12 protein-coding genes are annotated in these 14,252 nt (G+C 60.7%); 1 reads left to right on the plus strand and 11 read right to left on the minus strand.

Annotation, left to right across the window (positions count from 1 at the left end):
- Positions 1–135: 135 nt before the first annotated feature.
- The 11 genes from purH to gcbA form a co-directional block, all read right to left on the minus strand.
- Entirely contained in the window at positions 136–1,743 is a 1,608-nt protein-coding gene (gene purH, locus KI231_RS03295; RefSeq protein ID WP_103306129.1) for a bifunctional phosphoribosylaminoimidazolecarboxamide formyltransferase/IMP cyclohydrolase, read from the minus strand.
- 82 nt (positions 1,744–1,825) lie between these two features.
- A complete protein-coding gene (fis, locus tag KI231_RS03300) occupies positions 1,826–2,146 on the minus strand; it encodes a DNA-binding transcriptional regulator Fis (protein WP_002555375.1) in 321 nt (106 codons plus the stop codon).
- Positions 2,143–3,153 carry a tRNA dihydrouridine synthase DusB gene (gene dusB / locus KI231_RS03305; RefSeq protein WP_103306130.1) on the minus strand — a complete coding sequence of 337 codons (1,011 nt, stop codon included), beginning with the start codon at positions 3,151–3,153 and terminating at the stop codon, positions 2,143–2,145. Before dusB ends, fis begins: the two co-directional genes overlap by 4 nt.
- A gap of 184 nt (positions 3,154–3,337) precedes the next feature.
- Positions 3,338–4,612, minus strand: coding sequence for a DUF3426 domain-containing protein (locus KI231_RS03310; protein WP_213027433.1), 1,275 nt, complete (start codon positions 4,610–4,612; stop codon positions 3,338–3,340).
- Between the two features lie 30 nt (positions 4,613–4,642).
- Positions 4,643–5,521: a 50S ribosomal protein L11 methyltransferase gene (gene prmA / locus KI231_RS03315; protein ID WP_103306132.1), complete on the minus strand. Its 879-nt coding sequence runs from the start codon at positions 5,519–5,521 to the stop codon at positions 4,643–4,645.
- Positions 5,522–5,554: 33 nt separating this feature from the next.
- A complete protein-coding gene (locus KI231_RS03320; RefSeq protein ID WP_213027434.1) occupies positions 5,555–6,433 on the minus strand; it encodes an EI24 domain-containing protein in 879 nt (292 codons plus the stop codon).
- 68 nt (positions 6,434–6,501) lie between these two features.
- Positions 6,502–7,857 carry an acetyl-CoA carboxylase biotin carboxylase subunit gene (gene accC / locus KI231_RS03325; RefSeq protein WP_213027435.1) on the minus strand — a complete coding sequence of 452 codons (1,356 nt, stop codon included), beginning with the start codon at positions 7,855–7,857 and terminating at the stop codon, positions 6,502–6,504.
- Positions 7,858–7,874: 17 nt separating this feature from the next.
- Positions 7,875–8,339, minus strand: a complete 465-nt coding sequence (gene accB / locus KI231_RS03330; protein ID WP_103306135.1) for an acetyl-CoA carboxylase biotin carboxyl carrier protein — start codon at positions 8,337–8,339, stop codon at positions 7,875–7,877.
- 48 nt (positions 8,340–8,387) lie between these two features.
- Positions 8,388–8,840, minus strand: a complete 453-nt coding sequence (gene aroQ / locus KI231_RS03335) for a type II 3-dehydroquinate dehydratase (RefSeq protein WP_093430249.1) — start codon at positions 8,838–8,840, stop codon at positions 8,388–8,390.
- A 240-nt stretch (positions 8,841–9,080) separates the two neighbouring features.
- Entirely contained in the window at positions 9,081–11,027 is a 1,947-nt protein-coding gene (locus tag KI231_RS03340) for a methyl-accepting chemotaxis protein (protein ID WP_213027436.1), read from the minus strand.
- 51 nt (positions 11,028–11,078) lie between these two features.
- Positions 11,079–12,749: a diguanylate cyclase GcbA gene (gcbA, locus tag KI231_RS03345; RefSeq protein ID WP_103306137.1), complete on the minus strand. Its 1,671-nt coding sequence runs from the start codon at positions 12,747–12,749 to the stop codon at positions 11,079–11,081.
- A gap of 434 nt (positions 12,750–13,183) precedes the next feature.
- Between gcbA and KI231_RS03350 the strand changes: the two genes are divergently transcribed.
- Positions 13,184–14,251: a DUF2333 family protein gene (locus tag KI231_RS03350; protein WP_103306138.1), complete on the plus strand. Its 1,068-nt coding sequence runs from the start codon at positions 13,184–13,186 to the stop codon at positions 14,249–14,251.
- Position 14,252 lies beyond the last annotated feature (1 nt).

Raw genomic sequence — 14,252 nt, forward strand, 5'->3', positions numbered from 1 at the left:
TAATTCTGGAGGCAGCATTGAAGCTGCTTTTCTGTGGGAGCTGGCTTGCCAGCGATGCAGGCGACTCGGTTCATCAGTCAGACCGAGGGGATGCTATCGCTGGCAAGCCAGCTCCCACATTTGGATCGAGTTGAATCAGTGACGGAAGTGGCGCATGCCGGTGAATACCATGGCAATGCCGGCCTCATCAGCAGCAGCAATCACTTCAGCATCACGCATCGAGCCGCCCGGCTGGATCACCGCAGTGATACCCACCTTGGCTGCGTTGTCGAGGCCGTCGCGGAACGGGAAGAACGCATCCGACGCCATCACCGAACCGGCAACTTGCAGGCCGGCGTGCTCAGCTTTGATCGCGGCAATACGCGCCGAGTTTACGCGGCTCATCTGGCCGGCGCCGACACCGATGGTCTGACGGTTCTTGGCGTAGACGATGGCGTTGGATTTAACGTACTTGGCGACTTTCCAGGCGAAGATCAGGTCGTTGATTTCCTGCTCGGTCGGTGCACGCTTGGTCACGACTTTCAGGTCTTCGCTGCCGATCATGCCGATGTCACGGCTCTGCACCAGCAGGCCACCGTTGACACGCTTGTAGTCCCAGGCCGCTGCGCGGTCAGCCGACCACTCGCCGCAGGCCAGCAGGCGTACGTTGGCTTTGGCCGCGACAATGGCGCGAGCTTCTTCGCTGACGCTCGGGGCGATGATCACTTCAACGAACTGACGCTCGACGATCGCCTTGGCGGTCTCGGCATCCAGTTCACGGTTGAAGGCGATGATGCCGCCGAATGCCGACTCGGTGTCGGTGGCGTAAGCCAGTTCGTAGGCCTGACGAATGCCGCCTTCAGCGTCCGGGCTCACGGCCACGCCGCACGGGTTGGCGTGCTTGACGATCACGCAGGCCGGTTTGACGAAGCTCTTCACGCATTCCAGCGCGGCGTCGGTGTCGGCCACGTTGTTGTACGACAGTTCTTTGCCTTGCAGCTGGGTCGCGGTGGCGATACCGACTTCGGCAGGCTTGGCCTCAACATAGAACGCCGCGCTCTGGTGCGGGTTCTCGCCGTAACGCATTTCCTGCGCCTTGATGAACTGGCTGTTGAAGGTGCGCGGGAATTCGCTGCGGCCTTCGGTGCTGAGTGTCTCGGCAGCCTGGTTCACGGTGCCCATGTAGTTGGCGATCATGCCGTCGTAGGCGGCAGTGTGTTCGAACGCCTTGAGCATCAGGTCGAAACGCTGAGCGTAGGTCAGGCCACCGGCCTTGAGGTTTTCCAAAACGTTGGCGTAATCGCTGGCATTCACCACGATGGCCACGTCTTTATGGTTTTTCGCCGCCGAACGGACCATGGTCGGGCCGCCGATGTCGATATTCTCGATGGCGGTCGGCAGGTCGCAGCCTGGCTTGTTGATGGTGGCTTCGAACGGGTACAGGTTGACCGCCACCAGATCGATCGGCTTGATGCCGTGTTCGTTCATGATTGCGTCGTCGATACCGCGACGACCGAGGATCCCGCCGTGGATTTTCGGGTGCAGGGTTTTCACCCGGCCGTCCATCATTTCCGCGAAGCCGGTGTAGTCCGCGACTTCCACTGCGGCAACGCCGTTGTCGCGCAGCAGCTTGAACGTTCCGCCGGTGGAGAGGATCTCGACGCCCAGAGCTTCAAGCTCCTTGGCGAATTCGAGGATCCCGGTCTTGTCGGAAACGCTGATCAAGGCGCGGCGGATCGGCAGGCGGGTAGTCTGGTCGGTCATCTCAATTTCCATCAAAAGCAAAGGAAGTCAGCAAAAAAGGCGACCGGTTTTACGCGGGCGCCTTTCTGGTTTGATTGAATGCTTACAGCAGATCGTACTGCTTGAGTTTCTTGCGCAGCGTGCCGCGGTTGAGTCCCAGCAGTTCACTGGCCTTGGTCTGGTTGCCCTTGACGTAGTTCATCACGCTTTCGAGCAGGGGAGCCTCGACTTCGGAGAGCACCAGGTTGTACACGTCCGTGACGGACGCGCCCTCAAGGTGGGCGAAATAATTGTGCAGCGCCTTCTCGACACTCCCGCGAAGGGTCTGGCCTTCTTCGCTCGGGGTGTTGAGGTGCTGTTTCAAATTCACGTTGTCGCTCACGGGTGTTGTTCCACTCACTAAAGTCTCGGTCATCATCGTCATGCGGCCACCCCTTCATCGTCCCCTGTCAGGCTCTTGTAATGCTCGGCGAAGAACTCCCGAACATTGGCGCATTGTGTTTCCGTACCATCCAAACGATTGAAACGGGCGCGAAACTCCCTGGCGCCCGGCAAGGTTGCGAGATACCAGCCCACATGCTTTCGAGCAATGCGCACGCCCATCACGTCCCCATAAAAAGCGTGAAGTGCGGCCAGATGCTCTAGCAGAATGCGTTCCACCTCGATCAGCTCCGGTGCCGGCAATTTCTCGCCGGTACGCAGGAAGTGATCGATCTCGCGAAAAATCCATGGCCGCCCCTGGGCGGCTCGGCCTATCAACAGGCCATCGGCACCGGTCGCGTCGAGCACGTAGCGGGCCTTCTCCGGCGAATCGATATCGCCATTGGCAAACACCGGCATCGACACGGCCTGCTTGATCGCGGCAATCGTGTCGTACTCGGCTTCACCGGTGTACAGATCGGCGCGCGTGCGGCCATGCACTGCCAGCGCGGTGATCCCGGCCTGTTCGGCGATCTTCGCCACGGTCAGGCCGTTCTTGTTGTCGCGATCCCAGCCCGTGCGGATCTTCAGGGTGACCGGCACATCAACCGCAGCCACCACGGCCTGCAGGATCTCGGTCACCAGTGCTTCATCCTTCAACAACGCGGAGCCGGCAGCCTTGTTGCAGACCTTTTTGGCCGGGCAACCCATGTTGATATCAATAATCTGTGCGCCCAGTTCGACGTTGGCCCGGGCCGCATCCGCCAGCATCTGCGCGTCGCCACCGGCAATCTGTACCGAGCGTGGCTCGGGATCGCCTTCGTGGATCATGCGCATGCGCGACTTGCGGGTATTCCACAGGCTCATGTCACTGGTGACCATTTCCGAGACTACAAGCCCTGCGCCCAGACGCTTGCACAGCTGACGAAAGGGCTGATCGGTGACGCCCGCCATCGGGGCGAGAATCAAGCCGTTCTGCAATGTATATGGGCCGATGCGTACCGCCGACATAGGACTTCCCTGAAGTGGGGCCGGATCATGAGAGTTCGAAAAAGGGTTGGCATGATACCCGCTCTCGATGACTGGATAAAGGCTGAATTGAACAAAATCTGAACAGTTATTCTGTTATCGCCAGCGGTTTGGTTGCGCCACGCGAAGTCAGAAAATTGCCGTCAATTGAAAAGCGTGAAGCGATTCACTCGGGCGAGTGAAAACTGAGGCTGTAATTCACCGCTTTCTGGCCTGGATCAAGAATATCCAGCGCGATGTGAATCGGTGTCTGCGGCGGCATCTCCGCCAGACCTTCGAGATCGCCACTGAGGTATTCGCCGGGTTTGAAGCGACGACTGGCGATCAAGTGGCCGTTGAGGTCGGCGAAGCGTAGTTCCAGCAGTGGAAACGGTTGCGAGAAAGTTGCGCGGTTATAGATGATCGCATCGACCACCAGCGCGCCGCTGAACTCCGGATGACTGCGCACCACCAGATTGCTGCTCTTGATTCTGGCGATGTCGACCTTGGACGGCACCGTGCAACCGATCTGCGGGCAGACTTGCTGGAACCATGGGCGGTACTGATCCTGTCGCGCCAGTTCATCGAAATGGTAGGCAATGTACTGAGCCGCCAGGCCGAACGCTGCAATCAGCACCAATAACAGCCAGAGCAGGCGGCGGCCCCACGGCGAACGGCGTTTTTGCCAGTCCAGTTGCAGCGGATCGTCGGTCAGGTCTTGCAGGACTTCGGCGCGCACGCCGGGTTCTGCGCGCTCGCGTTTTTTGCGTGGCGGTTCGATCGAAGGCAGGTCGTCGTCGACTTCGTCGCTGGCCGACAGGTGTTCGCGGCGGGCATTCGGATCGATCGGATCGTGCAGGCGCAGTTGCGGAATGGCTGGCTCGTCATCCAGATCCACCGGTTCCAGCGACAGCGAAGGTTCGGTGCGCGTACTTTTTGCCGGCTCGGGTTCAACGATCTCGGGTTCGGCTTCTGGCTCGGCCTCGGGCAGATGCTCATCGTCGCGTGCGCTGAACAGACTGTCGCGCCACTCGGTTTCATCGGCTTCGGCGCTGTCACGGCGGGCGCTCAAGGCGTCTTCACGTGGGCGACCGAATTCGGTGGTCGGCTGAATTTCCCGTTGTTCGAGCCGGGCGAGTTCTTCGTCCAGATCGAGGCTGTCGAGATCCAGCTCCGAGGCGCTCCACTGCTTTTGGCTGATGGCGCGCGGCGCGGGTGGCTCTACGACAGTGGGCGATTCCACCACCGGCGGCGGTGCAACCGGCGTCGGCTCGACAATTGAGGGGGCGACCGGCGTCACCGCGTCCTTGCCGGCGTGTTGCTCAAGCAGCTGTTTGGCGGCGTTGAACACTTGCAGGCAGGAGCCGCAACGAACCACCCCGCGGGCCACGCTCAATTGAGCATGGCTGACGCGGAAACTGGTTTGGCAATGCGGGCACTGGGTGACGAAACTGTCGGTCATGCGGCGATCCGGATTATGCAGTCGGCCATTCTAGCGCCGACGGCCGGTGATGCGCACCCAGCCATCGCGATTGGCGATCGGGTCGAGATCGAAGTCCTGGGCGTACGCGGCCGCGACTTCTTCACCTTGTTCGGCGAGGATGCCCGACAGGGCCAGGCGTCCACCGGACTTGACCAGGCTGGTCAATTGCGGCGCCAGTGAAACCAGCGGGCCGGCCAGAATGTTGGCAACCAGCACATCGGCCTGAACCTGCGGCAGATCTTCCGGCAGGTACAGCGGGAACAGCTCGTCGGCGATGTTGTTGCGCCCGGCGTTATCGCGTGAAGCTTCCAGTGCCTGCACGTCGATGTCGGTACCGACGGCTTCCTTGGCGCCGAGCAGCAGGGCGGCAATCGCCAGAATCCCCGAGCCGCAACCGAAGTCGAGCACGTTGCAGCCTTTCAGGTCCTGACCGTCGAGCCATTCCAGGCACAGCGCGGTGGTCGGATGAGTGCCGGTGCCGAACGCCAGACCCGGATCCAGCAGCAGGTTCACCGCGTCGGGCTCAGGCGCGGCGTGCCAGCTCGGCACGATCCACAGGCGCTGGCCGAAACGCATCGGCTGGAAACCGTCCATCCAGCTGCGTTCCCAGTCCTGGTCTTCGATGACTTCGCTGTGATGCTCGGGCAGCGGGCTGCCGGTCAGCAGTTCCAGATGGGCCAGGACCGGCGCAGGCTCGGTACCGCCCTCGAACAGCGCCAGCAGGTGCGTGTGCTTCCACAGCGGGGTGGTATTGAGTTCCGGCTCGAAGATCGGCTGGTCTTCGGCGTCCATGAAGGTCACGGATACGGCGCCGACTTCAAGCAGCGCGTCTTCGTAGGTCTCGGCCTGTTGCGGAGTGATGGCGAGACGGACTTGTAACCAGGGCATTGTGGAACCTCGAAGACGCTGAAAAATGGACCTTTACAGGGGCGGCAAGCTTACTTGAGGTGCGCAGACCGCGCCAGCCGGGCTTTGCGCGCGCTCCATCCCTCGATAGGCCAGATGGCAAGAACCTGCACCGAGTAGCGCCGGGACCAGCAGATTGAGGACGGGCACCAGTGCGATGAGGAAGATTAGCAGGCCGAAGAAAATCATGGCGCCTCGTTGTTGTCGGACGGCTTGCAGTTGTTCGCTGCCACTGGCGATGCCGGAGAGTGCGGGGGCGGTGAGGAAGCGTACGTTCAGATAGGCCAGCAGTACGATCAGCAATGCACCGTTGATGACGGGAACCAACAGACACACAAGAGGGCCGATCCCCAGGCCCAGCCACGGGGCGACGAAGTAGCGTGCGCCGCTGAGCAGCTTCGCAGAGCCGCGAGTCTGCTGAGTCAGGTGTGGGTATTGCTGCAGGGCACGTTGGCGCAGGCTGCCCATCAACACCCAGCGCAAGGCCAGGCGGATGCTCAGCACAATCAGGCTGAGATACAACAAGACAATCACGGCCAGTGTCAGCAGGGCGGCATAGATCAACAGCATGCCAAGGACGCCGGCGCCGCTGGCGACCCCGGTAAAACCGCCCCCGGCCCCTACACCGCCAAGTCCCAGGCCGCCACCGGTGGGGATAAAACCCAGCACCGCGCCGCCACCGACGATGAACAAGGAGAGGTAGCCTGAAGCGATGCTGATCAATTCAAAGTGGTTGTAGAAGAGCCAGCTCCACAGGCCGAAGGCCAGCAGGCACAGGAGGCTAGAGCGCATCACAATGCCGGGGCGCAGGCTGGAGCGTAACGCCAGGGCCAGGCAGGTCATGGCTTCGCCGAAGGCGCTGCCGATCGATTGGCAACGGGTTTTCAATGTCATGTTTTGCGTCCTTGCAGAATGAGAAAAGGCCGCAGTACGCGGCCTTTTCGGGTGTTACACAGGGCTGATCAGTGTTCGCTGGCCAGCTTGTGTTCCAGGTAGTGGATGTTGACTCCGCCTTTGCAGAAGCCTTCATCACGAACCAGATCACGGTGCAGCGGGATGTTGGTCTTGATCCCGTCAACCACGATTTCGTCCAGGGCATTGCGCATGCGGGCCATGGCTTCGTCGCGGGTAGCGCCGTAAGTGATCAGCTTGCCGATCAGCGAGTCGTAGTTCGGCGGAACCGCATAACCGCTGTACAGGTGCGAATCGACGCGAACGCCGTTGCCGCCTGGGGCGTGGAAATGCTTGACCGTACCCGGGCTCGGCATGAAGGTTTTCGGGTCTTCAGCGTTGATCCGGCATTCCAGCGAGTGACCGCGGATAACCACGTCATCCTGCGTGAACGACAGCTTGTTGCCAGCGGCGATGCTGAGCATCTCCTTGACGATGTCGATACCGGTGACCATTTCCGAAACCGGGTGCTCCACCTGAACACGGGTGTTCATTTCGATGAAGTAGAAACGGCCGTTCTCGTACAGGAACTCGAAAGTGCCGGCGCCACGGTAGCCGATGTCGATGCACGCTTTGACGCAGCGAGCCAGAACTTCCTGGCGAGCTTTCTCGTCGATGCCCGGTGCCGGTGCTTCTTCGAGAACCTTCTGGTGACGACGTTGCAGCGAGCAATCGCGGTCGCCCAGATGGATGGCGTGGCCCTGGCCGTCGGACAGCACTTGCACTTCGACGTGGCGCGGGTTGGTCAGGAATTTTTCCAGATAGACCATCGGGTTGCCGAACGCCGCGCCAGCTTCGGAGCGGGTCAGTTTCGCCGAGGCGATCAGGTCTTCTTCCTTGTGCACCACACGCATGCCGCGACCACCACCGCCGCCAGCGGCTTTGATGATCACCGGGTAGCCGACTTCACGACCGATGCGCAGCGCCGCTTCTTCGTCTTCCGGCAGCGGGCCGTCAGAACCTGGAACGGTTGGCACGCCGGCTTCGATCATCGCGTGCTTGGCCGATACCTTGTCGCCCATCAGGCGAATGGTGTCGGCTTTCGGGCCGATGAAGGCGAAGCCAGAGTTCTCGACCTGCTCGGCAAAGTCGGCGTTTTCCGCGAGGAAACCGTAGCCTGGGTGAATGGCGGTAGCGCCAGTCACTTCAGCCGCCGCAATGATTGCCGGGATGTGCAGGTAAGAGTGCGCGGCAGAAGCCGGGCCGATGCAGACGGATTCGTCTGCCAGACCCAGGTGCATCAGCTCTTTGTCGGCCTTGGAGTAAACGGCGACGGTCTTGATGCCCATCTCTTTGCAGGCACGCAGAATCCGCAGGGCGATCTCACCGCGGTTAGCGATCAGAACTTTTTCCAACTTCGCAGTCATCAAAGGCTCTCCGCAGTTCAAACGATGGTGAACAGCGGTTGGTCGTACTCAACCGGCTGGCCGTCTTCGACGAGGATGGACTCGATCACACCGCTGGTTTCAGCTTCGATGTGGTTCATCATCTTCATGGCTTCGACGATGCACAGAGTGTCGCCTTTCTTCACGGTCTGGCCGACTTCAACGAAGGACGGCGAGGTTGGCGAAGATTTACGGTAGAAAGTGCCGACCATCGGCGAACGGGCAACAGTGCCGTTCAGCGCTGGAGCAGCAGCGGCAGCCGGGGCTGCAGCAGCGACCGGAGCAGCAGCGGCGGCAGGTGCAGCGGCCGGTGCTTGCATCGGAGCCGGCGCGTAGTACTGCTGAGCCGGCGTCTTGCTGTGACGGCTGATGCGTACGGACTCTTCGCCTTCCTTGATCTCGAGCTCGTCGATGCCGGACTCTTCCAGCAATTCGATCAGTTTCTTAACTTTACGGATATCCATGAATCATCAACTCCCAAGGGTCGGTCAGGGGCGTTTAACGCTTGTAGTTCAAGCCGTTGCCTGTGTTTCAAGCTGTTCTAGTGCAGCCTCCAGGGCCAGTCGGTAACCGCTGGCGCCAAGGCCGCAGATCACTCCCACCGCTACATCGGAGAAGTAAGAGTGATGGCGGAAAGGTTCGCGTTTGTGCACGTTGGACAAATGCACTTCGATGAATGGGATGCTCACTCCCAGCAACGCGTCACGTAATGCAACACTTGTATGTGTAAATGCGGCTGGATTGATCAGGATGAAATCCACTCCCTCGCCGCGTGCGGCGTGGATGCGGTCGATCAATTCGTACTCGGCATTGCTTTGCAGATACAGCAGATGATGGCCGGCTTCACGGGCGCGGCGCTCCAGATCCTGATTGATCTGCGCCAGGGTCGTCGACCCATAGGTGCCCGGTTCGCGGGTGCCAAGCAGGTTCAGGTTGGGGCCGTGCAGCACCAGTAGGGTTGCCATCTGCGTAGTCCTTGTGATGAATGAGCAGTCGTCAGAACCCGGCGACTATGCCGCAAAGACTTTGTGACTGTCCAGTTCTATGCAATAGCCAGCACGATAGCCGATGTTTGCGCAAAATATGTGACCGTGTGATTTGATCCGGTCATTTGTGGTGTACGGACCGACGCCTTCGCGGGCAAGCCCGCTCCCGCAGGGTTATGTATTTCAATGTGGGAGTGAGCCTGCTCGCGATAGCGATTTTCAGACGCGGAACGCCTGGACGGCGGTATGAAGCTGGCCGCCTAGCACCAGCAGGTTCTCGCCCTGTTCGCGCCCACGGCCGATACGCAGCAAGTTATCCCCACCCAACTGATGAATCCGCTCGCTGTGATCACGAATCTCGCTGACCGCGCCACTTTGCTGGGCGGTGATATCGGCAATGCGGATCGCCGTGTCGGAAATGGTCTGGATCGCACCGACGATTTTATCCAGCGCCCCGTCAGCCGCTTGCGCCTGATTGGCCGTGGCTTCGGCGTGTTCGACCTGCGCGCGCATACCTTCAACCGATTGCCGGGCGGCGCTTTGCAGGCCGGCAATCAGGGTTTGAATCTCCGCCGTCGCCCCGGCCGTACGCTGCGCCAGCGAGCGCACTTCCTCGGCCACCACGGCAAAACCGCGACCCATTTCCCCGGCCCGTGCCGCTTCAATCGCCGCGTTCAATGCCAGCAGGTTGGTCTGGTCGGCAATCGAGCGAATCACCGTCAGCACGCCGCCGATGGTCGCCGACTCCTCGGCCAGATGTTCGATCATCTCCGCATTGCCCTGCACTTCACCAACCAGGGCGTGCAGCCCGGTCAGGCTCTGGCCGATGACGGTTTGACCGTGTTCGACGGCCAGCCCCGCATGGCGACTGGCATCCGCCGCCTGCCGCGCATCGCCGGCCACCTGCTGGATGGTCGCTTCCAGTTCACCCAAAGAATCGCGAATCAGTGCGGTGTCACCGGCCTGATGCTCGGCGCCGCTGTGCAAGTCGTTGCTCAATTCGGCGAGGGTCCGGCTGCTGCCCGCCACTTGCTCGGCATTGCCACGAATGGTTGCGACCAGATCCACCAGATAGGCACGCAAGCGGTTCAGCGAGGCTTCGATGTCGTGCAATTCGCGGTTGGTCTTGCCCAGATGAATGTCGCGACTGAAATCGCCTTCGGCCCAGGTCGACAGTGCCGGCGCCAGATTGGTCAGGGTGCGCGAGAGCCGGCGCTGCAAGGTATCGATCAGCAACGCGATCAGCAGAATGAGGCCGATCATCACGCCCTGCATCAGTCGCACTTCTGATTGAATCTGCCCATGTTGCGCACGCACTACCGGTTCCAGGCCGGCGATGGCCTGCTGTACGGCGGCGATTTTCTGATGGGTGGCGGCGCTGAGGTCGGCGCGTTTCTGGATCTGATCGCGAGTGCGTGCAAGTTCAGCGGGGTAGCGGCCAAGCAGGCTGTTGAGTTCACGTTTGAGGCCCACGCCGGCATCTTCGGCAACGGCTTTTTCGGTGCTTTCGATTCCCATCATGGCGGCGAAATCATCGCTGCTCGATTCAGTGCTGGTGACCACTCCGAGCAAGGGCAGGGCATCGATCACATGCGCCTGCGCGCGGATATTGCTGACCTCGCGCTCAACGTCGGCGGCCAGTTCACTGCGTCCGCTGCTGACCAGTTTGTCTCGCGCCAGCGACAGTTTGCCCAAGTGCTGCGAAGCGGCGAGCAGTGGCGTCAGGTACGTCGCGTTGCCATTGGCATAGGTGCTGAGCTGCTCGAGGCTGGCACTCAATTCGCGCTCGGCCTGCAACAGCAAGGCTTGCGGATCACCGGCCAGTTTGCCGGCGGCGAGCAGGTCGGTTTTGCTGAATTCTTCAAGGCCGGTCAGGCTCGGGCGCAGGCTGTCGGCGAGCGCTGGCGGCAGTTCAGCGAGTTCTTTCTGCAAGCCCTCGATGGCCTGGGTGGCGCTGCTCAGGCGTAGGGCGTCGCCATTGGCGAGGTAGTCCTCGACGTTGCGCGCCACCTCGTTCTGAAACCGCTGCGACAGCCCCAGATAACGCTCCATCAGCAGATATGGGCGTTCCAGGGCTTTTTGTGACCACCACAGCGTGGCGCCAAGTGCGAGGCACACGGCGACCAGCAGCAGCGTATTGAGATTGGTGAGCAACTTCAGGCGCATGACGGCTACCAACGGCAGAAATGGTAAGCGCCTGAATTTATTGCGGTTCTGTTACAGGGTTATGACCGAATCGGTGGATTCCGATGAAAAAGTGGCACTTTGCTTTGAGTCCCGCGCGGTCTGCACCCGATTGCGCCCTTCACCCTTGGCGCGGTACAGCGCCTCGTCGGCCTGGCTGGCCATCATCAGGCTGTCAGAGTCGTCGCGCATTTCCACCACGCCAGCGCTGAAAGTGCACCACAAGTCCTGCGGCTGTGCCGGGTAATGGATTTCGGCGAAGCGCTGGCGGATCTCGTCGAGCACTTTGTGCGCCGCCTCGATATCGGTGTCGGGCATGACGATGGCGAACTCTTCGCCGCCGTAACGACCAATGAAATCGGTCTTGCGCAAACGTTGCTTGAGGAACAGCGCCAGGCTCTTGATCACGCGGTCGCCCATCGGGTGGCCGTGGCTGTCGTTGACCCGTTTGAAGTGGTCGATGTCGAGCATGGCAAAGCTCAGCGGCTTGTTTTCGCGGCGGGCGCGGAACGAGCAGTCTTCAAGCAATTGCAGGATATGCGTGTGGTTGTACAACCCCGTGAGGCTGTCGCGGACCATGCGCGCCTTGAGATTGCGCGCGCGGGCGGCGCGGTTGCGCACCGTCGTGATCAGATGCCGTGGCTTGATCGGTTTGGTCAGGAAGTCGTCGCCGCCCTCGCTCATGGCGTCGAGCTGCTTGTCCAGATCGTCCTCGGCCGACAGGTAAATGATCGGCACGCTGACGTAGCGGTCGTTGTGGCGGATGACTTTGGCCAGTTCGGTGCCGGTGCAGGCCGGCATGTACATGTCGAGGATGATCAGGTCCGGCTGGAAATCCGCCAGCTCCGCCATCGCCTGAATCGGTTCGATCAGCGTGCGGGTGACGATCCCGGCACTGTTGAGCAGGCGCTCGGTGTGCAAGGCCTGCGCACGCGAATCGTCGATGATCAGCACTTTATAGGGTTCGTACTGGGCGACGCAGGTGAGGACTTCGATCTTTTCCAGCAGGCTCGACGCTTCGAGGGTGCCGGTGAGGAATTCCTGACCACCGGCGCGTACAGCGGCGAGGCGTGTCGGCGTGTCGGTTTCGTGCAGGCTGAAAAACAGCAGCGGCAGCGGTTCGTCCAGACCTACCTGGGCTTCGGCGGCCAGTTTCAGGCCGATGCCGGGGCCGCTGAAGTCGACGTCCATGACGATCGCCGCTGGCAAGCGTTCGACCATCGAGGAGCGAAACGCCGCGACGCTGTCCAGCGCCTGCGCGGTCAAACCGAAAAACTCCAGTTGCTTGGCCAAGCGCTCGGCGCGGTCGTGATCCTGCAACATCACGTAGATCGGCTTGCGCAATGGCGGCAGGAACGTCTGGTCGAGTTGATCGCCATGGCGCAGGCCGGTGCGCGACAGGCGCTGCATCAAGCGATTGAGGTCAGTGATCAGGCCGCTGCTCAGGCGTCCGCGATTAGCGTCCACCGCTTCCAGCGACTGACTGATATGGCGCGCGAGCTGGGTATGCTCGGGCTGTTCGAAACGCTCGGCAAAACGCAGCAGGCGCAAGTTGGCCTCGCTCAGTTCGGCGAGGTCGACGGTGGACCATTCACTGCGTTGCAGGCGCTGCCATATCTCAAGAATCTGACGTGCCTGATGAATTACCCGCTGGGCAAAGTGGTGCTTGAGACGCTCACGGCTGGGGTCTTCTGGCTCGGTCATATCCTGACTACTAGTTAGGGTGCATGCTGAGATCGACTGGTGGCTCTATGCTAGCACCTCTTTTCCCTTAGACGAGTGTCGCACGTCAATAATCTGCAATGCGTCACTATTCAGTTTCTGACCGAGTGGTTTTGTTTTTGACCTCTTCGTCGGTCAAGTCCCCGTACGCATTGGGGATAGCAGCGAACAGGCCGGCAATTCGTTGAATTTCTGCGCCGCTGACATCATCGTGGTGAATGCGCTTTTCGAGGGTTATCAATGCGCTGCGAAGGAGTCATAGGGGAGGTGGCATCAGGGATTCCCTTAGATCTGACAGATGCACCAGCGACCTGCGCGATTTGCTGCTTATCTTTAAGCGCGGGTGCCCGGCCTTGGCACGTTGTTGTATGGTTGTGGTCGAACCGATGAACTCAAGTGATTGAAAGGATATCGCCATGCTGGACTGGAAAAACCGCGCGGGCAGCGCGCCTGAACGTGCCGCCGAGCCCAAGTCGGCCACCCGCAGCTATGTCGGTGGGCTGCTGTTCAGCCGCGCGCTGGCTACGCTCATCGGTATTTATCTGCTGGTGACCATTGGCCTGGGCTGGTACTGGAGCCAGGAGCCGGCGCTGTTTCCGGTGGCGCAAAACGCCCAGGCGGCCGCTGAAAAAGAAGGCAAGCAAATGGTAGTCGGTTACACCACGGTCGAAACCTTGAAGACCGTCGCCGGCACATTGCTCGACAAGCCGGGCGGCTACATCTCCAACGACCGCTTCCCGCCGGGCCTGTGGATGGACAACACGCCGAGCTGGGAATACGGCGTGCTGGTGCAGGTGCGTGACCTGACCCGTGCACTGCGCAAGGATTTCGCCCGTTCGCAATCGCAGTCGGCGGAAGATGCCGATCTGGCCAAGGCCGAACCGCGCTTCAACTTCGACAACAAGAGCTGGATCCTGCCGTCCAGCGAATCGGAATATCAGGAAGGCATCAATTCTCTGAGCCGCTATCAGGCACGTCTGTCTGATCCAACCCAGAAAAACGCGCTGTTCTATGCGCGCGCCGACAACCTCAACAACTGGCTGGGCGACGTCGGTACCCGTCTTGGTTCGCTGTCGCAACGTCTTTCGGCCAGCGTCGGTCGCGTCAAACTCAACACCGCGCTGAAAACCGAAGTCCCGGCAGTCGGCGAAGTGCCGCAGGTTGATGAAGAAGTCGTCGAGACCCCGTGGATGCAGATCGACAACGTGTTCTACGAAGCACGCGGTCAGGCCTGGGCACTGTCGCACTTGCTGCGTGCCATCGAAGTCGACTTCGCCGATGTGCTGGCGAAGAAGAACGCCACGGTCAGCGTGCGTCAGATCATCCGTGAACTCGAAGCTTCGCAAGAGCCGGTCTGGAGCCCGATGATCCTCAATGGCAGCGGCTTCGGTGTGCTGGCCAACCACTCGCTGGTCATGGCCAACTATATTTCCCGAGCCAACGCCGCAGTGATCGATCTGCGCCAACTGCTCAATCAGGGCTGAG

The organism is Pseudomonas sp. Seg1, from assembly GCF_018326005.1.
Taxonomy (GTDB): Bacteria; Pseudomonadota; Gammaproteobacteria; order Pseudomonadales; family Pseudomonadaceae; genus Aquipseudomonas.